The sequence below is a fragment of the Variovorax sp. UMC13 genome, from assembly GCF_014170375.1.
Taxonomy (GTDB): Bacteria; Pseudomonadota; Gammaproteobacteria; order Burkholderiales; family Burkholderiaceae_C; genus Variovorax.
The window spans coordinates 435,737-456,093 of sequence record NZ_LZZW01000031.1 but is presented as its reverse complement, the minus strand read 5'-3'; the positions used below and the strand labels follow the sequence as shown (position 1 = coordinate 456,093).

General features: G+C 70.0%; 18 protein-coding genes. 8 read left to right on the top strand and 10 right to left on the bottom strand.

The features are described from left to right. The first annotated feature begins 3 nt into the window (after positions 1 to 3). Positions 4 to 1,044, top strand: coding sequence for an L-glyceraldehyde 3-phosphate reductase (gene mgrA / locus A9977_RS27240; RefSeq protein ID WP_183027909.1), 1,041 nt, complete (start codon positions 4 to 6; stop codon positions 1,042 to 1,044). A gap of 173 nt (positions 1,045 to 1,217) precedes the next feature. Here mgrA and A9977_RS27235 read toward each other — a convergent pair whose 3' ends face one another. The 5 genes from A9977_RS27235 to A9977_RS27215 form a co-directional block, all read right to left on the bottom strand. Then, positions 1,218 to 2,924: a CocE/NonD family hydrolase gene (locus tag A9977_RS27235; RefSeq protein WP_259652162.1), complete on the bottom strand. Its 1,707-nt coding sequence runs from the start codon at positions 2,922 to 2,924 to the stop codon at positions 1,218 to 1,220. Between the two features lie 22 nt (positions 2,925 to 2,946). Then, positions 2,947 to 3,930 (bottom strand): tripartite tricarboxylate transporter substrate binding protein, encoded by a 984-nt coding sequence (locus tag A9977_RS27230; protein WP_183027908.1) that lies wholly within the window; start codon positions 3,928 to 3,930, stop codon positions 2,947 to 2,949. Between the two features lie 43 nt (positions 3,931 to 3,973). Beyond that, positions 3,974 to 4,945 (bottom strand): tripartite tricarboxylate transporter substrate binding protein, encoded by a 972-nt coding sequence (locus A9977_RS27225; RefSeq protein WP_183027907.1) that lies wholly within the window; start codon positions 4,943 to 4,945, stop codon positions 3,974 to 3,976. A 66-nt stretch (positions 4,946 to 5,011) separates the two neighbouring features. Next, positions 5,012 to 5,860 (bottom strand): polysaccharide deacetylase family protein, encoded by an 849-nt coding sequence (locus A9977_RS27220; RefSeq protein WP_183027906.1) that lies wholly within the window; start codon positions 5,858 to 5,860, stop codon positions 5,012 to 5,014. Between the two features lies 1 nt (position 5,861). Next, on the bottom strand, positions 5,862 to 6,719 hold the full coding sequence (locus A9977_RS27215; protein ID WP_183027905.1) for a fumarylacetoacetate hydrolase family protein: 858 nt from the start codon (positions 6,717 to 6,719) through the stop codon (positions 5,862 to 5,864). Positions 6,720 to 6,738: 19 nt separating this feature from the next. Here A9977_RS27215 and A9977_RS27210 point away from each other — a divergent pair, with 19 nt between their 5' ends. Further along, complete coding sequence (locus A9977_RS27210; protein WP_310936201.1) at positions 6,739 to 7,494, top strand: FCD domain-containing protein; 756 nt, start codon at positions 6,739 to 6,741, stop codon at positions 7,492 to 7,494. A gap of 70 nt (positions 7,495 to 7,564) precedes the next feature. Further along, the gene (locus tag A9977_RS27205; RefSeq protein WP_183027903.1) at positions 7,565 to 7,951 is read left to right on the top strand and encodes a hypothetical protein; all 387 of its coding nucleotides are present in this window, start codon (positions 7,565 to 7,567) and stop codon (positions 7,949 to 7,951) included. A 9-nt stretch (positions 7,952 to 7,960) separates the two neighbouring features. Here the strand turns inward: A9977_RS27205 and A9977_RS27200 are convergent, their stop codons facing one another. From A9977_RS27200 to A9977_RS27180, 5 genes are all read right to left on the bottom strand, one after another. Beyond that, complete coding sequence (locus A9977_RS27200; protein ID WP_220812103.1) at positions 7,961 to 8,533, bottom strand: uracil-DNA glycosylase family protein; 573 nt, start codon at positions 8,531 to 8,533, stop codon at positions 7,961 to 7,963. Positions 8,534 to 8,660: 127 nt separating this feature from the next. Next, positions 8,661 to 9,557 carry a M23 family metallopeptidase gene (locus tag A9977_RS27195; RefSeq protein ID WP_183027902.1) on the bottom strand — a complete coding sequence of 299 codons (897 nt, stop codon included), beginning with the start codon at positions 9,555 to 9,557 and terminating at the stop codon, positions 8,661 to 8,663. 46 nt (positions 9,558 to 9,603) lie between these two features. Further along, positions 9,604 to 10,152: a pseudouridine synthase gene (locus tag A9977_RS27190; RefSeq protein WP_183027901.1), complete on the bottom strand. Its 549-nt coding sequence runs from the start codon at positions 10,150 to 10,152 to the stop codon at positions 9,604 to 9,606. A gap of 34 nt (positions 10,153 to 10,186) precedes the next feature. Further along, positions 10,187 to 10,663, bottom strand: a complete 477-nt coding sequence (locus A9977_RS27185; protein WP_183027900.1) for a Rid family hydrolase — start codon at positions 10,661 to 10,663, stop codon at positions 10,187 to 10,189. Between the two features lie 239 nt (positions 10,664 to 10,902). Beyond that, positions 10,903 to 12,813, bottom strand: coding sequence for a hybrid sensor histidine kinase/response regulator (locus A9977_RS27180; protein ID WP_259652161.1), 1,911 nt, complete (start codon positions 12,811 to 12,813; stop codon positions 10,903 to 10,905). A gap of 250 nt (positions 12,814 to 13,063) precedes the next feature. On the opposite strand from A9977_RS27180, the gene phnD reads away from it, so the two are divergent. From phnD to A9977_RS27155, 5 genes are all read left to right on the top strand, one after another. Continuing rightward, entirely contained in the window at positions 13,064 to 14,032 is a 969-nt protein-coding gene (gene phnD / locus A9977_RS27175; RefSeq protein ID WP_183027958.1) for a phosphate/phosphite/phosphonate ABC transporter substrate-binding protein, read from the top strand. Between the two features lie 274 nt (positions 14,033 to 14,306). After that, positions 14,307 to 16,010: a ShlB/FhaC/HecB family hemolysin secretion/activation protein gene (locus tag A9977_RS27170; RefSeq protein ID WP_405054709.1), complete on the top strand. Its 1,704-nt coding sequence runs from the start codon at positions 14,307 to 14,309 to the stop codon at positions 16,008 to 16,010. A gap of 111 nt (positions 16,011 to 16,121) precedes the next feature. Next, a complete protein-coding gene (locus tag A9977_RS27165) occupies positions 16,122 to 16,952 on the top strand; it encodes a hypothetical protein (RefSeq protein ID WP_183027897.1) in 831 nt (276 codons plus the stop codon). Positions 16,953 to 17,036: 84 nt separating this feature from the next. After that, complete coding sequence (locus A9977_RS27160; RefSeq protein ID WP_259652160.1) at positions 17,037 to 18,980, top strand: filamentous hemagglutinin N-terminal domain-containing protein; 1,944 nt, start codon at positions 17,037 to 17,039, stop codon at positions 18,978 to 18,980. A 62-nt stretch (positions 18,981 to 19,042) separates the two neighbouring features. After that, on the top strand, positions 19,043 to 20,350 hold the full coding sequence (locus A9977_RS27155) for a DUF637 domain-containing protein (protein ID WP_259652177.1): 1,308 nt from the start codon (positions 19,043 to 19,045) through the stop codon (positions 20,348 to 20,350). Positions 20,351 to 20,357 lie beyond the last annotated feature (7 nt).

The window sequence follows — 20,357 nt, the reverse complement described above, 5'->3', positions numbered from 1 at the left end:
TCCATGACCTACCTCGCATCTCCCCAACGCTACGAGACCCTGCCGTACCGCAGGGTCGGCCGCAGCGGCCTCGTGCTGCCCGCCATCTCGCTGGGCCTCTGGCACAACTTCGGCGACAGCACACCCATCGAACAGCAGCGCCAGCTGCTGCGCACCGCCTTCGACCTGGGCATCAACCACTTCGACCTGGCCAACAACTACGGCCCGCCCTACGGCAGCGCCGAGCGCAACTTCGGCCGGCTGCTGCGTGAGGACTTCGCGGCCCACCGCGACGAGCTGATCATCTCGACCAAGGCCGGCTGGGACATGTGGCCCGGTCCCTACGGCAAGGGCGGCGGCTCGCGCAAGCACGTGCTGGCCAGCCTCGACCAGAGCCTGCAGCGCCTGGGCCTGGACCATGTCGACATCTTCTATTCGCACCGCTTCGACCCCGACACCCCGCTGGAGGAAACCGCCGACGCGCTGGCCCAGGCCGTGCGGCAGGGCAAGGCGCTGTACATCGGCATCTCCTCCTACTCGGCCGGCAAGACGCGCGAGATCGCGGCGCTGCTGCGCGCACGCCAGGTGCCGCTGTTGATCCACCAGCCGGCCTACAACCTGTTCAACCGCTGGATCGAGAAAGACCTGCTGAGCGCGACCGAGGACCTGGGTGCGGGCGTGATCGCCTTCACGCCGCTGGCCCAGGGGCTGCTGACCGACCGCTACCTGAAGGGCATCCCGGCCGATGCGCGCGTGAACCGGCCCGGCGGCACCTCGCTGCGGCCCGAGCATTTGTCCGAGGCCAACCTGGCGCGTGCGCGTGCACTCGATGCCATCGCGCAGCGACGTGGCCAGAGCCTGGCGCAGCTCGCGCTGGCCTGGACCCTGCGCGACCCGCGCGTGAGCTCGGCGCTGATCGGCGCCAGCCGGCCCGAGCAGATCGTCGACAACGTGGCCGCGCTGCGCCAGCCGGGCTTCAGCGCCGAGGAGCTGGCCGAGATCGAGCGGCATGCGGTGGAGGGCGGCGTGAACCTGTGGGAGAAGCCGTCGACCGACTACGCCTGAGCAAGGTGCATGGGGGGAGGGCAGCTGACGCCCTGCGGCGCAGCGGGGCGCCAGCCGTCCGCTCCGTGATCGAGGGTCGTTTGGCGGGCACGTCGAGGGCGCGCGGCCTTGCAGCCGCTGCTCTCGGTGTCGCCGGACAGCGGACACCGCCCAGGTGTGCTGCATCCTCTGTTTCAGCGGCGCGGGATCAGCGGCATCACGAGGTGGCTGGCATGGGCGCCGCCCGTGTGGATCGTGGTGACGCCGCCGAACGCTTCCGGCGGCCGGTCGACCGGATGGTCGTGGCGCATGCGGCCCGGCGGCGTGACGATGAAGTCGTGCCCCTGCACGGTCAGCGACAGGCGCCAGCCCTTCGGAAAGACCATCGAGGTCGGCCAGATCTCGACCTCGAGGGCGTAGACCGCGCCGGCTTCGAGCGCCTGCACCTCGTCGTGCGTGTGCCAGGGACGCCAGCCGATGGCGCGCGACGGGTCGGTCTTGCGATGCGAGGCGCGCAGCCAACCCTGGGCCATCGGCACGCGTTCGTGCGCGCCGATGAAGTTCACTTCGTTCCCCTCGGGGTCGAGCACGCGCAGCACCGCGAAGATGTCCGCATCGCGCGTGCTCGAGCTGATCCAGAGCCGCAGCGTGACCGGCCCGGTGAATTCGGTCTCCTGCTCGAAGGGCGCGGTGGTGAAGCTCAGGCTCTCCTGCAGGGCCCCGAACCCGCGCTGCGCGGGCGCGGCCGGCACCGCGCTGTCGAGGCCGGCCTGCGCGGCGTCGAGGTACAGCGGCGTCCACTGCGTGCGCGCCAGGGGCCACTCGTTCTCCTGGCGCAGCGTGGCCGTGCCGTCGACCTGGCGGATGGCCAACTGCACCGGCGCTTCGCGCTCCCAGCCGTTGTCCTCGCCGCGCAGGAAATGGTTGAAGAAGCGCTTCTGGATCGCCACGTAGCGCGGCAGGTAGAAGCTCTCGTAATGGGTGCCGATGTGCGCGAACAGCCATTTGCGCGCCGAGCCCGCGCGCAGGAAGCCTTCGAAGTTGCCGCGCAGGTGCATGCCCGCGCCGCCCCAGTTGGCGGCCGACAGCAGCGGCACCTCGATCGCCGCCAGGTTCGCGGCGCGGGCGCGGTTCCAGGCGTCGTCGAGCGCATGCGTCAGGCGGTCGTTCGGGTGGTCGGCCCGGCTGCCTTCGAGCATGGCGGGCGAGAAGGCCGGGCCCGTGGTGCGCTCGCCGGTCAGGCGGTCGCGGTGCGTGCTCTCGCCGCTGCCGTACTGGTTCGACAGCACCTGGCGCGGCCACCACTCGAAGGTGAAGCTGTTGCTCAGGATGCCGCCGTGGTGGCCGCCGTCGCGGTAGAACTCGCTCGAGCCTTCCCACGGCACGATGGCCGCGAGGTGCGGCGGGCGCAACGCCGCGACCTGCCATTGCTTGATGGCCAGGTACGAGACGCCGATCAGGCCGACCTTCCCGTTGCTCCAGGGCTGGGTGCCGGCCCACTCGATCCATTCGTAAAAATCGCGCGTCTCCACCGGCGAGAAGGGATCGAGGTAGCCCTCGGAACGGCCGGTGCCGCGCGCGTCGACCTGGATGACGACGAAGCCATCGGGCACCCAGCGCTCGGGGTCGACCACCTCCCAGCGCAGGTAGCGGCCGGTGGAGCCTTCGCTGTCCAGCCCGGGGTAGATGCGCTTGAGCACCTGCCACTGCGGATGGAAGGCGTCCTCGAAGTGCACGTCCTTGCCGTAGGCGCCCATGGCCATCACGACCGGATAGCGGCCCGGCGCCTCGGGCCGGAAGACGTTGGCGCGCAGCAGCGTGCCGTCGGCCATGGCGAGCGCGACGTCGCGCTCGAACACCAGGCCCTGTTCCACCGTCGTGCGGGTGTCGATCGTGCTCATGCCGGAATGCCTCGTGTGCGTTTCATTGCTTGGGGATGTTCGCCAGCTTGACGATGCGTGCGTACTTCTCCATCTCCTGGCGGAAGAAGCGGCCGAATTCGTCCGGCGTGGAACTGGCTGGCGGGTTGTCCCAGGCCACCATCTTTTCCCTGACCTCGGGCACCTGCATGGCGCGGTTGAACTCGGTCGAGAGTTTCTGCACCACGGACAGCGGGGTCTTGGCCGGCGCGAACACGCCCACCCAGCCGCCGTTGTAGTCCATGGCAGGCACGCCACTCTCGGCCATGGTCGGGACCTCCGGGAAGGCCGAAATGCGCCTGGCGCTGGTGACGGCCAGCGGCCGCACCTGGCCGCCCTTGATCGCGAGCACCGCGGCCGTGGTGCTCAGGAAGCAGGCCGTGACCTCCTTGGCCATGACCGCATTGAGCGCCGGCGCCGCGCCCTTGTAGGGCACATGCAGCATGCGCGTGCCGGCCAGGGCGTTGAGCAGCTCGCCGGCCAGGTGCAGCGTGTTGCCGGTGCCCGGCGATCCGAAGGACACGTCGCCATCGGGCTTGCGTGCGAGCTCCAGGAAAGCCGCGAAGGTCTTGACCGGTGACTCCGGATGCACGACCAGCGTGAGCGCCGGCGCGATCGTGAACAGGCCGACGGGCGCGAAGTCCGCCACCGTGTCGTAGGGCAGAGTCTTGTAGATGCTGGGGTTGATCGCCTGCGAGCCGGTGGTCACCAGCAGCGTGTAGCCATCGGGCGCGGCGCGGGCCACGGCTTCCGCGGCCACGATGCCGTTGGCACCGAGCCGGTTGTCCACCACCAGCCCTTGATTCATCTGCTTGCCGGCCTGCATGCCGATCACCCGCGCCAGCAGGTCCGGGCTGCCGCCGGCGGAGAAGGGCACCAGCAGCTTGACGGGTCGGCTGGGGAAGTCGGCCGGCTGGCCGATGGCGGGCAACAGATGCGTGGCGCCCAGCGCGCCGGCGGTTGCCATGAGGTTCCTGCGTGTGATCATGTCCGTGACTCCTTGGCCTGGAAAACGGGTTCGGAAAATCCGCTCAGTTGGGCTGCGCGCCGGTTTCTTTCACCACCTGCGCCCATTTCTCGAGCTCCTTCTGCAGGTAGGCCTTCGACTGCTCGACGCTGCCGCCCAGGGGGTCGAAGCCCGCCGCCGAGAGCTTGGCGAGGAAGTCCGGGTCCTGCTGCAGGCGCGCGACCTCCGCGTTGATGCGTTCGAGCACGGCGCGCGGCGTGTGGGACGGCGCGAAGATGCCGACCCAGGTCACGTCCTCGAAGCCCGGGAAGCCCGACTCCGCCACGGTCGGCACCGCGGGCAGGGCCGACGAGCGCTTGCTCCCGGTCACGACCAGGCCGCGCACGCGCCCGGACTTCACCAGTTCCACCGCCGCCGGCAGCGCCACGCTGGCCATCTGCGTCTGCGAGCCCATGACCGCGTTGAGCGCCGGGCCCGCGCCCTGGAAGGGCACGTGCGTCACCGGCACCTTGCCCAGCACCTTGAACAGGTACTCGGCCGTCAGGTGCGGCGTCGTGCCGGCGCCGGCGGTGGCGTAGTTGTAGGCGCCGCCCTGCGCATCGGCCATGACGTCCTTGAGCGTGCCGGCCTTCACCGAGGGCGCGATCACGATCAGGTTGGGGCTCGAGGCAACCAGCGCCGCCAGCGTCAGGTCTTTGGTGGCATCGAAGCCCAGGTTGCGCTGCATCGAGGGGTTGACCGCGTAGGAACTGGTGTTCACCAGCAGCGTGTAGCCGTCGGGCTCGGCGCGGGCCACGACCGCCGACGCCACGCTGCCGCCGGCGCCCGCGCGGTTCTCCACGATCACGCTCTGGCCCAGCGCGCCGGTGAGCCGCTGGGCCACCAGCCGGCCGATGATGTCCGCCGGCCCGGCGGGCGCGAAGGCCACGACGAAGCGCACCGGACGCGCCGGCCATGCGGCCTGCGCCAGACTGATCGACGGTGCGGCCGCGAGGGCCGCCGCCGCCATCGCGCATGAAAGGAATCGGCGTCGCATGTTCGTCTTGTCTCCAGGTTGTGGATCACGGCGGGCCGCTCTGCGGCGGCCCTGCCGGGGCTTCTGTCAGATCGAGGCGAGCACGTGGCGCGCCATCTCCTCGCGCGTGCAGATCCAGACGTCGCCGGCCCGCTTCACCCGCGCCATGATCTCGTCGTAGACCCAGGCGCCCGAGGGCCGCCCCATCACGTGGGTATGCGCGGTCACGTCCAGCATCAGCGGCGCGGCCTCGGCGCGCAGCGCGGCGAGGGTGTCGTCGAAGGTGTCGAGCATGTGCCGCGGCCCCTGGCCGTAGCGGATGCAGGTGGGCAGGTCGTTCACGTCCATCGTGAGCGGGATGCCAACGATGCGGCGGCCGCCGAAGTCCATCACGTAGGGGCGGTCGTCGTCGTTGACGTCGCCGTGGTGCAGGTAGCCGGCCTCGGCCAGCAGCCGCGAGCTGATCGGGCTGCCGGTGCCGCGTGGGCTGATCCAGCCGGTGGGCGCGACGCCCGCGGTGGCCGTCAGCAGATCGTGGTTGCGCGCGATGTTGGCCTGCTCCGCGGCCTCGTCGAAGTAGACCGGGATCACGTCCATGCCCCAGGAGTGGTTGACGATCTCGTGGCCCAGCGCCGCGATCCGCCGCACTGTCTCGGGGTCGCGTTCGCAGATCACGCCGTTGACCATCACGCTGGTGCGGATGCCGTGCTTCTCGGCGATGCCCAGCAGCCGATGGATGCCGCGCACCAGCCCGAACGAGGCCCAGGAATGCGCATTGGTGTCGAAGAAGCCCGGCTTGAGCACGTTGCCCATGGGGCCGATGCCCGGCGCCTGGCCGTCGGACCAGGCTTCGTAGGCGATGTTGAAGACGACGGCCAGCCGGTGGCCGCCGGGCCAGCGGAAGTCGTCGGGCAGGCGCGTGATCACGGGTTGCATCTCAGGCCTCCTCCGCCACCACGGGGTTGGACAGCAGCCCGACGCCCTCGATCTCGATCTCGATGCGATCGCCCGGCCGCATCCACACGGGCGGCTTGCGCGCATAGCCCACGCCCGAGGGCGTGCCCATCGCGATCACGTCGCCCGGTTCGAGCGTCAGCACCTCGGACAGCAGCACCAGCGCCTGCGCCACCGTGACGATCATGTGCGCCGTGTTGTCGCTCTGCATCACCTCGCCGTTCAGGCGGGACTCGATCTTCAGCCCGCTCGCGCCCGGCGGCAGTGCCGACGCCGGCACCAGCCAGGGGCCGAAGGCACCGGTGCTGTCGAAGTTCTTGCCGATGGTCCATTGGGCGGTGCGCCGCTGGTAGTCGCGCAGCGTGCCGTCGTTGAAGCAGGCATAGCCGGCGACGGCTTCGAGCGCGTTGGCGGCCGTGAGGTGCCGGGCGCGGCCGCCGATGACCACCGCCAGTTCGGCCTCGAAATCCAGCTTGTCGGACACGCGCGGGCGCACCAGCGGTGCGCCGTGCGCGATCAGCGAACTGGCACCGCGCATGAAGAAGCTCGGGTACTCGGGCGCCGCGTTGCCGCCTTCGGCCGCGTGGGCCGCGTAGTTCAGGCCCAGGCAGATCACCTTGCCGGGCCGCGCCACCGGCGTTTCCCAGCGCAGGGTGTCGGCGTCGAGCGGGCGGGCGCGCGCCAGCATCGCGGGCGTGGGCCCCGCCGCCGTCAACGCCAGCCAGTCGGTGTCGTGCGGCCCGGCCGCCACCTGCTCGCCCAGGCCCAGCAACTCGCCCTGGTGCTGGACCGCCCATTGCGTCGGTGCGCCGGCTGGCGTGACGCGTGCATATCTGGTCATAATTTCGACAAACCTTTCGATGAACAGTTTTGGCGATATTAAAGTCTCACATATGAATTTGTCGACAAAAATAGAGGCAGGGATTACCCCGGGAGGCGAGCCGGGGTCGGCGGCCGCGCCGACCTTGGCGCGGGTGACCTACGAGCGACTGAAAGCGGACGTGCTCGCCGGCCACTGGCGCCCCGGCCGAAAGCTGCTCATGCACGAGTTGCGCGACCGCTACCAGGTCGGCGCCAGCCCCTTGCGCGAGGCACTGAACCGCCTGGCGAGCGAGCAATGGGTGGTCCACAACGACCAGCGCGGCTTCATGGTGGCGCAGGCCACGCAGGCCGAACTGGAGGATCTGGTGAACACGCGCATCGGCATCGAATCGCTGGCCATTGCCCAGGCCTGCGCGCGCCGCGCGCCCGCGTGGGAGGAGCAGCTGGTCGTCGCCTTCCATCGCCTGTCCCGGACGCCGCGATCGGTGACCCCCGATTCGTACGAGGAAAACCCCGAGTGGGAACGGCAGCACCGCGACTTCCACCGCGCACTGCTGGCCGGCTGCGACTCGGCGCTGCTGCTCGGCTTCTGCGACCAGCTCTACGACCGCGCCTACCGCTTCCGGCAGCTGGCCGCGCGCACGGCCTACAAGCGGCGCAACGAGCTCGACGAACACCAGGCAATCTTCGAGGCGATCCTGAACGGGCGCGCGGACGAGGCCCAGGGCCTGCTCGCGGCGCACTACCGGCGCACGGCCAGCATCTTCGAGCAGGGCGTGGACGCAGCGGGCTGAGGCTTCGAAGGCAGCTTGTCGCGGCGCGCGGGACCGATACTGCATGACCGCCCCAGAAGGAGTCCCTCAGATGAGTCGTTGGCGCCTGGCCGCCCTGGCCTTTGTCTTCCTGTGGTTCGCGCTCGGCGGCGTGGCGCACTTCGTCTTCACCGAGGCCCAGATGCGCATCGTGCCGCCCTGGATCGAATGGCCGCGTGCCGCGGTGTGGTTGAGCGGCGTGGCCGAGCTGCTGGGCGCGGCCGGCCTGCTGTGGCGCCCGACCCGTCGTGCCGCGGGCATCGGGCTGATCCTGCTCACGATCGCCGTGACGCCGGCCAACGTGCAGATGCTGCAGCAGGCCGCGCAGTTTCCCGCGGTGCCCTACTGGGCGCTGGTGGCGCGGCTGCCGTTCCAGCTGGTGCTGCTGGCCTTGATCGCGTGGAGCACCTCGGCCTTCGCGCGCCGGCGCCCGGCCTGAGCGCGGCGCTCAGGGCCTCGGCAGGAGTGCTTGCAGCCGCGCCGCCAGCAGCGCCGGAAAGCGCGCGAACCACACGGCATTGGCCGGCGAGGGATGGGGCAGCGGCGCCAGCGTCAGCCGGCGCGAGAGGCCGGCGTGGTGGTAGTCGATGGTGAGCGTGGCGTCGTGGCGGTCCGCGCGCGCCCAGAAGGCTTCCAGCGCCGCGGCCACCTCGGGCGCCTGGCCGATGCCGAACCAGAAGAAGGCTTCGCGGCCCAGCACGATCACCCGCTCGCCCCGCCAGTGGCCCAGCAGCAGCTCGGCCATCAGCGGCTGGAAGCGCCGCTTCACCGCCATCGACCAGGCCTTGTTGCCGATCGGCTTGTAGGGCACGGTGTTGAGCCAGAACACCTCGGCGCCGGCGGCCACCGCGGCCTCGAAGCCGGGAGCCGCGGCGTCTTCACCGAAGCGCCGGCGGTGCAGCGCGCTGCGCACCAGCTGGCCGGCGCGGCCGATGAAGGCGATGCCATGTTCGACCTCGCTGCGGCCCGGGTCGCGCCCGAAGATGCACAGGGGCGCGTCGGGCGGGCCGAGGCCGATCACGGGTTAGCGCCAGTCGCGGCCGCTCTCGGCGTAGGCCGCGAGGTCGATGCCCGCGGTGCGCTCGGCCTCGCGGCCGAAGGCGTCGCGCTGCGCGGCGGTGAGCACCGCGGTGGGGGAGGCCATCGGCTCAGGCCGCCGCGATGAACAGGGCCGGGTCGACCATCGTGCGGTTGAGCATCACGCCCCAGTGCAGGTGCGGGCCGGTCACGCGGCCGGTGGCGCCCACGGCGCAGAAGCGGTCGCCGGTCCTGAGCGCGTCGCCCACCTTCACGTCGATCGCGCTCAGGTGGCAGTAGAGCGTCAGCAGGCCGCCGCCGTGGTCGAGCCAGACCGTGCCGCCGTTGAAGAAGTAGTCGCCGGTGTCGATCACGCGGCCCGGCAGCGGCGCGCGCACCGGCGTGCCGGTGGGCGCCGCGATGTCCATGCCACCGTGCGGATTGCGCGACTGCCCGTTGAACACGCGGCGCAGCCCGAAGGAGCTCGAGCGCCGGCCCGGCACGGGCACGCGCATCTGCAGGTCGTGCGCCGGCACGGCGGTGAAGGTGGCCATCACCTTCGCCTGGTGGTCACGCTCGCGTTCGTAGCGCGCCTGGTCCTCGGGCGAGAGGTCGACCTTGCCCGGCGCGACCTTCAGGCGCTGCTCGCTGTACTGCTTGGCGGCAATGGCATAGGCGATCGGCTGGTCAGCGCCGCCTTCGGCGCGCCGGACGATGCGCGCGCCGCCCGGCTGTGCCGCGAGCGGGATGCCGACCAGCGCGGTCCACTCGATCGGGTCGCCGACCACCAGCAGCGGGAGGTCGTCCTCGGTGCGTGCCACCGGGCGTGCCGCGGCGGCGCCCAGCGACAGCCGCGCGACGCCGCCGGGCACGGCGGCGGCATGCGGCCAGACCTCGGAGGAGGCGGCGGCTTTCGCCTTGGCGGCGAAGGCCGGTGCCGCGGGCAGCAGCAGCGCGCCGAGCGTGCCGATCAGCGCATTGCGGCGCGTGGAGGCTTGGAGAGAAAACGGTGGATTCTGAATGGCCATCGGCCAAGTCTAGCGAGCGCCCTCGTCGCCGACGGAGGAGAAGCCTTCAGCCGGCCCAGCGGCCCGGTGCCAGCCCGTCGAGCGTGTGCGGCCCGATCGAGGCCCGGATCAGCCGCAGCGTGGGATGGCCGACGGCCGCGGTCATGCGCCGCACCTGGCGGTTGCGGCCCTCCTTGATCGCGAGTTCGATCCAGCAGGTGGGGATGGCATGGCGCACGCGGATGGGCGGCTGGCGTTCCCACACGGCGGGTGGCGGGTCGAGCCGGCGCGCGCACGCCGGGCGGGTCGGGCCGTCGTTGAGCGTCACGCCGTCGCGCAGCGCGGCCAGCGCGGCGTCGTCGGGCACGCCTTCGACCTGTACCCAGTAGACCTTCTCCATCTTGAAGCGCGGATCGGCGATGCGGGCCTGCAGTTGGCCGTCGTCGGTCAGCAGCAGCAGGCCTTCGCTGTCGGCATCGAGCCGGCCGGCCACGTAGACGCCGGGCAGGTCGATGAAATCCTTGAGTCCTTGCCAGCGGCCTTCGGGCGTGAACTGGCTGAGCACGCCGTAAGGCTTGTTGAATCGGATCAGGCGGGGGGATGAAATAAGAGCCATGGCGCCGGCAGCATAGCCGCCAGGACGCGGCGCCTCAGCGCGCGGCGATGCACTCGACCTCGGCGCGTGCGCCGAGCGCCAGCCCGTTGGTGCCGAAGGCACTGCGGGCCGGGTAGGGCTTGGAGAAGAAACTGCGGTAGATCTCGTTGAATGCCGGCCAGTCGGCCATGTCGGCCAGCATGGCGGTGCACTTCACGACGTCCTGCATCCGGTAGCCCCGGGCTTCGACCGAGGCCTTGATGTTGTTCATGAGCTGCCAGGTCTCGGCCCGGATGCCGCCGGGCACCAGCTTGCCGGTGCCGGCGTCGTAGCCGATCTCGCCCGAGAGGTAGACCACGTTGCCGACCCGCACGGCATCGGAAAAGGGCAGGTCGCCGAAGCGACCCGAGTCGATGAACTCGACCGGCGGGCGGGCCGCGCCCGTGTCGGGCAGGTGGAGGCCGGTGGCCGGGGCCGCGCCAGAGCAGAGCAGGCCGGTCAAGGCGCACAGCGATGGAAGGAGGTGTTTCATGGTGATTCCCTGAGTGATTCTTCTGCGGCCGGCGCGCCAGGGCCCCGGGGCCGTGCCAAGGGCGGCGCACGCTGCGCGGCCGGTCAGGCCGAGAATATCGGGGCTTCGTCAGGCGCTCGACGCGGCGCCATGGCGGAGACATTTGTTTGCACAGCGAGCCATGGCTTTCGTGACGTATGTCATCGATCGGCTGTCTTCGCTCACTTTTGCAGACATTTGAGTAACAAATGCCGGCGAGCTCATCCGATGCGGGCGGCCTTGGCCGCTGCCAGTTGCGCCAGGATGGCCTGGCGCAACACCTTGGGCGACACGGGCTTGTGGAGCACCGCGATGCCCGTGCGCGCCACTTCGCGCAGTTGGTCGGGCTTGGTCTCGCCGGTCACCATCAGCCGCGCGGTGTGCGGGCCGATGCCGCGCGGATGGCGCTCCAGCGCGGCCAGCACTTCCAGGCCGTTCTCGTCGCCGCGAAGCAGCAGGTCGCTCACCACCACATCCGGCGCCTGCCCCCAGCCGTCCGCCAGCGCCAGGGCCTCGGCCTGGCTCTGCGCGGCCATCACCTTGGCACCCGCGCTCGACAGCGCGCTTTGCAGGCCGAGCAGGATGCTGCGTTCGTCGTCGATGACCAGCACGCGCACGCCGTCGAGCCGGGCTTCGGCGTCCGCTTCGGCCGCCCTGCCGTGCGGCACGGTGGCGGCATCGGCGGCCGGTGCCGCGCCACGCACCAGCAGGTGCACGCCGGTGCCGCGGCCCAGGCGCGAGTTCAGCTCGACCCGCGTGCTCAACAGGCTGGCCAGCCGCTGCACCGTGGCCAGCCCCAGGCCCATGCCGCGCGCGCCGTGGCTGTGCTGCCGGCCGCGCGTCTCGACCTGGAAGAACTCCTCGAAGACGCGGGTCTGGTGCTGGGGCGCAATGCCGATGCCGGTGTCCAGCACGTCGATGCGCACCCCCCGGCCGCGGCGCCGCGCACCGATCAGCACCCCGCCCACGGTGGTGTGACGCAGGGAGTTCGACACCAGGTTGTTGAGGATACGCGCCAGCATCACGTAGTCGCAGCGCACCCACAGCGCCGTCTTGCGCACCACCAGCCGCAGGTCCTGCGCCTCGGCCACGGGGCGGAAGTTGCGGCTGATCTCGTCGAACAGCGTGTCCAGCGGAAAGTCGCTCCATTGCGGCCGCAGCACGCCGGCATCGAGTTGCGACAGGTTGAGCAGCTCGGAGAACAGACGGTCCAGCGCGTCGACGCATTCGCGGATGTGGCCGATGCGCAGCAGCCGCACGGGGTCGGTCTCGCCGTTGGCCAGGCCGTCGGAGAACAAGGTGAGCGCATGCAGCGGCTGGCGCAGGTCGTGGCTGGCGGCGGCCAGCAGCCGGGTCTTGGCCTGGCTCGCGACTTCCAGCTGCCGGTTCTTGCGGGCGAGTTCGACGGTGGCGTCGGCGATCCGGCTTTCCAGCAGGCGCCGGCTTTCGGCCAGCGCCCCGGCCGCCTGGTTGAAGCCGCTCTGCAGGCGTCGCACCTCGGCGGTGCCTTCGACCGCCACGCTGGCTTCCTCGCCGGCGCCCAGCCGGTCGACGGCCTCGCCCAGCGCGCCGATGGGCGCACTGATGCGCCGCGCCGCCCACCAGCCCGTCAGACCCACGCCGACCAGGCTGGCGAGCAGCACCAGCGCCACGTTGAAGCGGGCCGCGCGGCGCGCGCGCTCGACCGCGTCGAGGCTGATCTCGACCATCACCTGGCCGGTGCGCTGGCCGTCCTCTCCCACGATCGGGGTGAGCACCTGCAGGCCCTCGCTGCGGCGGCGGTCGGCGGTTTCCGCATTGGCCAGGATCTCGCCTTCCTCCGAGCGGATCTGCACCTGCTGCACATGCGGCTGGTAGGTGCCCGACTGGGCGGTGCGCATCAGGCCGCGCCGGTCCATGCGTTGCAGTTGCGTCTGTGCCACGGTGGCCACCTGCAAGGCCACGGTCTGCGCATTGGCGCGGATCAGTTCGGTCACGTCGTCCAGATGCTGGCGCGTGAGCACCGCGATGGCCCCCAGCGTGGCCACGCTGGCCGGCAGCAGGGCCAGCAGCACCAGTTGCTGGGCCAGGGACAGGTGCAGCAGCCGTGCGGACAGCCGCTCGCGCACCGTCCCCCCGGCCGTCGCAGGCAAAGGGGGACGTGAGGCGTTCAAAGGTGGCACGGCAGCCATGAGAATGTGAAATACGTCACAAATCAAGGCAAGCTTGATTTCTAATTGTGTACTTGGCACCGTCCGTTTGGCCAGTCGGCCTTCGGCCGGACCTGTCGATGGAGATATGTCCACCTGCTCGATGACTGATGCCGGCATCCTGTCCCCTTGGGCCCAGCGCCTGCGCGACGGCGTGCGCCGTCGGTTGGGGCAGGCGCTGATCGGTCTCGGGATGGCGGTGGGGCTGCCAGGCGCGGCCTGGGCCCAGGCCGGCCTGGCGCAGCCGATGCGATTCGGCATTCTGCCGCTGGGAGGTGCCTTCGAATCGCGCAACGACTGGGAGCCGGTGCTGGCCGACCTCAGCCGGATGCTGGGCCGGCCGGTGAGCGTGCTGTCGGTGACTTCGTACGAGGCGCTCGAGCAGGCGATCCAGCGCAACGAGGTCGACATGGCCTTCCTGTCGGGCCGCATGGCGCTCGACGCCGTCACCCAGCGCCGCATGCGGGTGGTGGCCCAGGTCACGCGGCACGACGGCCTGCCGGGCTACCGCGCGCTGCTGCTGACGCGCAAGACCGGGCCGCTGCGCACGCTCGACGCCCTGCTGGCCGAACCCGGGCGCTGGCGGTTGGCGCGGGGCGAGAGCCGTTCGGTGTCGGGGTTCATCGTGCCGCAGCTGCAACTGTTCCTGCCGCACCACATCGCGATGGAAACCCGCTTTGCCAGCGAACTGGTGGGCACGCACCAGGCCACCGCGCTGGCGGTGGCCAATGGCGAGGCCGACGTGGCCACCAACAACACTGCGGATTTCGAGCGTTTCAGGCTGCAATTTCCGGTCGAGGCCGCGCAATTGCAGGTGATCTGGCAATCGGACCTGATCCCGCATGCCCAGATCGTGGTGCGGCGCGATTACCCGGAGGCGCTTCAGCGCCAGGTCCAGAGCTTCCTGGTCGGCTATGCGCGCGCAAAGGGTCCGCGTGGTGACGTCGAACGAGGCAAATTGCGCGCGCTGCACGACCTGGCCGGCTTCCTCGCGGCCGACAACGATTCGCTGTTGCCCGCGGCGCGCCTGGCCTATCAATTGGCGCGGCAGAACGCGATGGCCGCCCAGTGGGTCAACGAGGCGGCCCGGCAGGCCCGGCTGCAACGCATCGAGAGCAGCTATGCGGAGCAGCTGGCGGTGCTGCGCGAACTGGGCCCCTGACGCAGCGGCCGGCATGGCAGGCGTGCAGCAAATGAATTGAAAAGAATTCATTGTTCTGAATATCAAGAATTAGATCAACATTGTTTCTCAATTTTTTTGATCCTCGCGGGAAAAAATTCGCGACATTTGATTATTGATTGACAATCAATTGGCGCAATAGAAAAGACAATTCGCCCGTCGCAGCCTGGCAGTGCTGCGTTTCAGGGTGTCCATGTCGTTTTTCCAATTTCGCTGTTTGCTGCATCCACGGCCTTCGCTCGCCGTCGCCGCCCCCCTGACCGCGGGTGCGTTGGCCTGGGCCGTGGGCGCCTGCGCGTTGGCGCAGAGCCAGCCCTCGGCGCCCCAGCCCTTCATCGAGGAACTGCGCCAGCAGGAGCGCGAACGCGCGCTGCGGGCCCAGCAGGAGCGCGCGGTCGATGCCCGCCTGCCGACCGAGGCGCCACCCGCGCCCGGGCGCCTGCCAGATGCCGAGACACCGTGCTTCCGGATCGAACGCCTGGTGCTGGGCGGCGAGCGCGCCGCCGACTTCCAGTGGCTGCTGGCGGCCGCCGCGGGCGCGCAGGGCGACGATGCACCGATCGGCCGGTGCCTCGGCACCCGGGGCGTCGACACGGTGCTGGCCCGCCTTCAGCAGGCCCTGGTCGAGCGCGGCTGGGTCACCACCCGCGTGCTGGCGCCGCCGCAGGACCTGGCGGGCGGCACGCTGGCCGTCACGCTGGTGCCCGGGCGCATCGCCGCCATCCGCTTCGCCGAGGGCTCGGGCGATCGCACCGCGCTGCGCAACGCCATCCCCGCGCGGCCGGGCGACCTGCTGAACCTGCGCGACATCGAGCAGAGCCTGGAGAACCTCAAGCGCCTGCCCACCGCCGACACCGACATCCAGATCGAGCCTTCGCAGGGCGCCGGCGCGCAGCCGGGCGACAGCGACCTGGTGGGGAAGTACGCCCGCAGCTTTCCGCTGCGCGGCACCCTGAGCCTGGACGACAGCGGCACCCGCGCCACGGGCCGCACGCAGGCCGGCGCCACCGTGGCCTGGGACGGCCCGCTGGGCCTCAACGACCTGGCCTACGTCAGCCTGAGCCACGACCTGTTCAACCCCGGCGCGCGCGGCACCAGCGGCCAGACCCTGCACTACGCGATCCCCTATGGCGACTGGCTGCTGGGCGCCACGGCGAGCCGCAGCACCTATCGCCAGGGCGTGGCCGGCCTCAACCAGGACTACGTCTACGCCGGCGAGTCGCGCAACGCCGAACTGCGCCTGTCGCGGCTGCTGTATCGCGACCAGCGCCGCAAGACCACGCTGGCGCTGCGCGCCTTCCGCCGGGCCTCGTTCAACTTCATCGACGACACCGAGATCGAGGTGCAGCGCCGCGTGGTCGGCGGCTGGGAGCTGGGGCTCAACCACCGCGAGTTCCTCGGCGCGGCCACGCTCGACGCCAACCTGCAGTACCGCCGCGGCACCGGTGCATTCGGTGCCCGCCCCGCGCCCGAGGAATTCTTCGGTGAAGGCACTTCACGCTTCGGCCTGGTCGCGGCCGACGCGAGCCTGAACCTGCCGTTCCAGCTGGCCGACCAGAAGCTGCGCTATTCGGCGCTGTGGCGCGCGCAATGGAACCGCACCCCGCTCACGCCGCAGGACCGCTTCGCCGTCGGCGGGCGCTACACGGTGCGCGGCTTCGACGGCGAGACCAGCCTGATGGCCGAGCGCGGCTGGCTGATCCGCAACGACCTCGGCTGGGCACTGGGCCAGAGCGGCGCCGAGCTCTACGCCGGCATCGACCACGGCGAGGTCGGCGGAGGGTCGTCGCAGTTCCTGCTGGGCACGCGGCTCACGGGCGCGGTGCTCGGTTTGCGTGGCACGACGAACGCGCTGCAGGGCCTGAGCTACGACCTCTTCGTCGGCACGCCCTTGCGCAAGCCCGAGGGCTACCGCACCGCCCACGTGACGGCTGGCTTCAACCTCAACTACAGCTTCTGAAAGGACCGCCGCCCGACGAATCCATCACGCACCACCACCACCAAGCTGTCACACATCCGGTCTGCCTTCGAGGCTGCACCCATTCGATTCAAACGTTCAGGGATAAAAAACATGACTTCCAAGCTCCTCATTCCGTCGATCCTTTCCATAGCGCTGCTGCAGGCCTGCGGCGGCGGGGGAGGGGGTGACGGTGGCGCCGCGCCCGCGGCATCGACCTCCGGCTCGGCCGGCGGTTCCACGGGCACTCCGGCCAGCGCCGACAGCGGTTCGGTAAGCGCGAAGTTCGCGGCCGGCGCCAGTTCGCGCTACCAGCTGGTGGGCGTGGGCTCGCAGACCTTCGGCCGGCTCGACACCAGTGTCCAGGCCTCGAGCGGCGCGATGACCAAGCTCAGCGACGCCGTGCTCAGCGGCAACAGCGTGACCAAGGACATCAGCGGCGATGCCTCCTACGCGACGGGCCGGTGGGCGGCTGGCACCGTGACGCGCAGCAGCGGCAGCGAGACGCTCTCCGGCACCGACAACCGCGCCTACCACTACATCGCACTCAATTCGCCGGCCCAGTTCCCGACGACGGGCTCGCTGAGTTGCGATGCCGGTGCGTTCACCACGCCCACCTACAAGAGCGGTGGCAGCGGCACGTCGCCCAACACCGGCTCGGCCTCGGGTTCGGCCACCCTGAGCTTCGGCACAGGCGGTGCGACCGTGGGCGGCGCGGTGAACGTGGCGGCGTCCGGCAGCGCAGGCTCGGCCACCCTTGGCACCACGGTCTCGTCGACCTCGAGCGCATCGGTCACGGGCGCCTACCTGAGCGGCGGCTCCGGCGCCGCGGTCCAGATCGGCGACGCCGGAGGCGGCGCTTTCCTGGTGGCCGCCAGCTACGCGGCCACGCTGGCCAACGGTGCGCGTTACATCGGGGTCGCCAGGTTCCGTTGCGCCGCCTGATGGCGTGAGGCGGGAAGGGGCGCCTCGCCTTGCCGCCCGCCATGTCTCCGCGCGTACAGCGCGCGCTCAGGGAAAGAAAAAAGAATGAACAAGCATCTCCACCGTATCGTCTTCAACGCCGCGCGCGGCCTGCGCATGGTGGTGCAGGAAAGCGCGCGCAGCACGGGCAAGGGCGCCAGCGGCGCGACCTCCGCGGCGGTGAGCGTGGGGGCGCTGGCCGCGGCCCTGATGAGCGCGCCGCTGCATGCCCAGATCGTGGCCGACCCCGGCGCGCCCGGGCGCCAGCGCCCGACCTTGCTCGCGGCCCCCAACGGCGTGCCCCTGGTCAACATCCAGACGCCCAGCGCCGCGGGCGTCTCGCGCAACACCTATTCCCAGTTCGACGTCGACGCCAAGGGCGTGATCCTCAACAACAGCCGCACCAACGCCCAGACCCAATTGGGCGGCTGGGTGCAGGGCAACCCCTGGCTCGCGGGCGGGGGCGCGCGCGTGATCCTCAACGAGGTGAACAGCGCCAACCCGAGCCAGCTGCGCGGGTATGTGGAAGTCGCGGGCCAGCGCGCCGAAGTCATCATCGCCAACCCGGCGGGCATCCAGGTCAACGGCGGCGGCTTCATCAACGCGAGCCGCGCCACGCTGACCACCGGCACGCCGCAGTTCAACGCCAACGGCGGGCTCGACAGCTTCCTGGTGCGCGGCGGCACGGTGAACATCGAAGGCGCGGGCCTCGATGCCAGCAAGACCGACTACGCGGCCATCCTGGCGCGGGCGGTGCAGCTCAATGCGGGGGTCTGGGCCAACGAGCTGAAGGTCGTGGCCGGCGCGAACCAGGTCGCGGTGGACGGCAGTGCGCAGACAGCGACCCCCCCCACGGGCACCCCACCCGCCTTTGCGCTCGACGTGGCGGCGCTGGGCGGCATGTATGCGGGCAAGATCACATTGATCGGCACCGAGGCCGGGCTGGGCGTGCGCAATGCGGGCCACATCGGCGCGGGTGTCGGGGGGCTGGTGGTCACCGCGGCGGGGCGGCTGGAGAACATCGGCACGCTCGAAGGCGCGAAGGTCGAGCTCAAAAGCGCAGGCGACATCGACAACCGCGGCGGCACGATCCGCCAGGCGGGCACGCGCGAGCTTGCGATCACGGCGCCGGTGCTGAGCAACACGGCGGGCGGGTTCATTGGGGCGGAGCCGGTGGCGGTGCAGCCCGGAACAGGTGCGGATGGTGCGGGCGGCGCAAGCACACCGAGTGGCGCTGGTTCGGTCACACCCAGCACCGGCACCGCCACGACCCCGGGCACCGGCACCACGGCGGTCGCGGAGGCCGCGCCCGCGCAGCCCGCGGCCGCCACGGGCCCGGGCGCCATCAACGCCGCCGGGCGCCTGCTCAACGACGGCGGCCGCATCTATGCAGGCGGTGAGATCGGCCTGGACACGCCACGCATCGACAACAGCGGCGGCAGCCTGAGCGTGGGCACGCTGGCCGTGCGCGGCGAGCGCTTCAGCAACGCGGGCGGGACCTTGAACGTGGCGCGTGGCTTCAGCGCCGACGTGGGCAGCTTCGACAACAGCGGCGGCAAGCTGCAGGCTGGCAGCCTGCGCATCGCGAGCACGGGCGACCTGCGCAACACCGACGGCACGTTGACCAGCGAGGGCGATGCGAGCCTGGCCAGCTCGGCAACAGCGGCGACATGCAGCTGCGCACGGCACAGCAATTGGCCGCGCACGGCGACGTCGTGGCTGCGGGCCAAGCCAGCCTGCAAGGCGTGGGCGTCGATCTCGCCGACAGCCGCAGCCATGCGGGCGACATGCAGATCACGGCCACGCTCGGCGCGATCACCGTCAATACGCCCGGCAAGCTCACGCTCGAGGCAGACCAGCTCGTGCTGGCCACGCAGACCACAAAGGAAGACCAGAGCCACACCAGCGCAGGCCGCGACCTGGCGTGGCAGAAGACCCAGGGCAAGGGCAGCAGCGACGAGCAGACCCACTACGCGAAGCTCCACGCGGGTGAACTCGCCACGCCGGTGAACAGCGTGCAGGCCGGCCTGGGCGCCCGGGACAGCGTCGAGGCCCTGGCCCAACAGCCCGGCATGGGCTGGGTGAAACAGCTCAACGAAGACCCGAAGCTGCAGGGCAAGGTCGACTGGGTCAAGGTCGAAGAGGCGCACAAGCAGTGGGATTACAAGCAGCAGGGCCTCACGCCTGAAGGGGCGGCGATCGTGACGCTGGTGGCGGCGTACTTCGCGGTGGGGCCGGCAGGGGCTGCAGGCAATACGGCAGGCAACGCGGCAGCGATCGGCCTGGGTGAGGGTGTGCCGTTGGCCGGCGGCGGTGCGTTCCTCACGGGAACGGGTGCGACCGTCTCCACAGTCGTCAGCAGTGCGGTGACCGCAGGTCTGTCGGCACTGGCCGGTCAGGTCGCCGTTGCCACGATCAACAACCGCGGCGACCTGGCCGCCACGCTGCATGAGTTGGGCAGCAGCGCCAACGTGAAGAACCTGCTGACGGCCATCGCCACCGGCGGCGTGCTCGGGGGCTTGAACCTGAACCCGACTGGAGGTCCGACAGTTGGTAGCGGCACTCAAGGCTTCTTGAACCAACTCGGGCAGAACGTACAGGCGGGTGTTGCGAAGGCGCTGATCGGCACAGCTATCAACGGCGGCAGTTTGGAAGACAACCTCAAGGACGGCCTGAAGGCGGCGCTCATCGACACCTTCGCGGCGCAAGGGGCTAATGCAATTGGTGATTGGAAAAATGCGGGAGTGCTCGACGGGTTCACAAACAAGATTGCACATGCCATTGCGGGTTGCTTGGTTGGTGCGGCCAAGGCCGACAGCACAGGTGGCTGCAGCGCGGGTGCACTGGGTGCGGCGATGGGCGAAGTTGCGGCAGAGGCGTATGGCTGGCACGAAGATACCGTTCAACTCGCCGCCTTCTTGGGGGGCTTGGCAGTTGCCACCATTGGGGGCGACGCGGCACAGATAGATCTGGCCGGTCAAGCCGCTGGCAATGCTGCCGCGAACAACCATGGAGCGCATGCTGGCTGGGGCTATGAGTATCCTGATATAGATCATCCATTCGCGCCAACGGAAGAATTTAAGACTCGTTTTTTTGGAACCGACGAAGAGCGAAAAGTCTGGTTTCGAACGCAAGAGATAGCCGCAAGCACTGCTCAAAGTCGCGAATGGTTGAAATTTGACGACCCGAAAGTTCAACTGCCTCGCAGTGGGGGGGCGATGTATCAGATATTTGACCTGGGTGAAGGAAGCGCGGGCTCAGTAAGAATAGCGTACTCACCAAAATTCCCAAATATTTTTTATGTGTCCCTGGATCATTACAAGGCAACCACTGCGCAGCGCTTAAGATGGACACGCTTCGAGGCATCAATGAAAAAGTAAAGGGGTT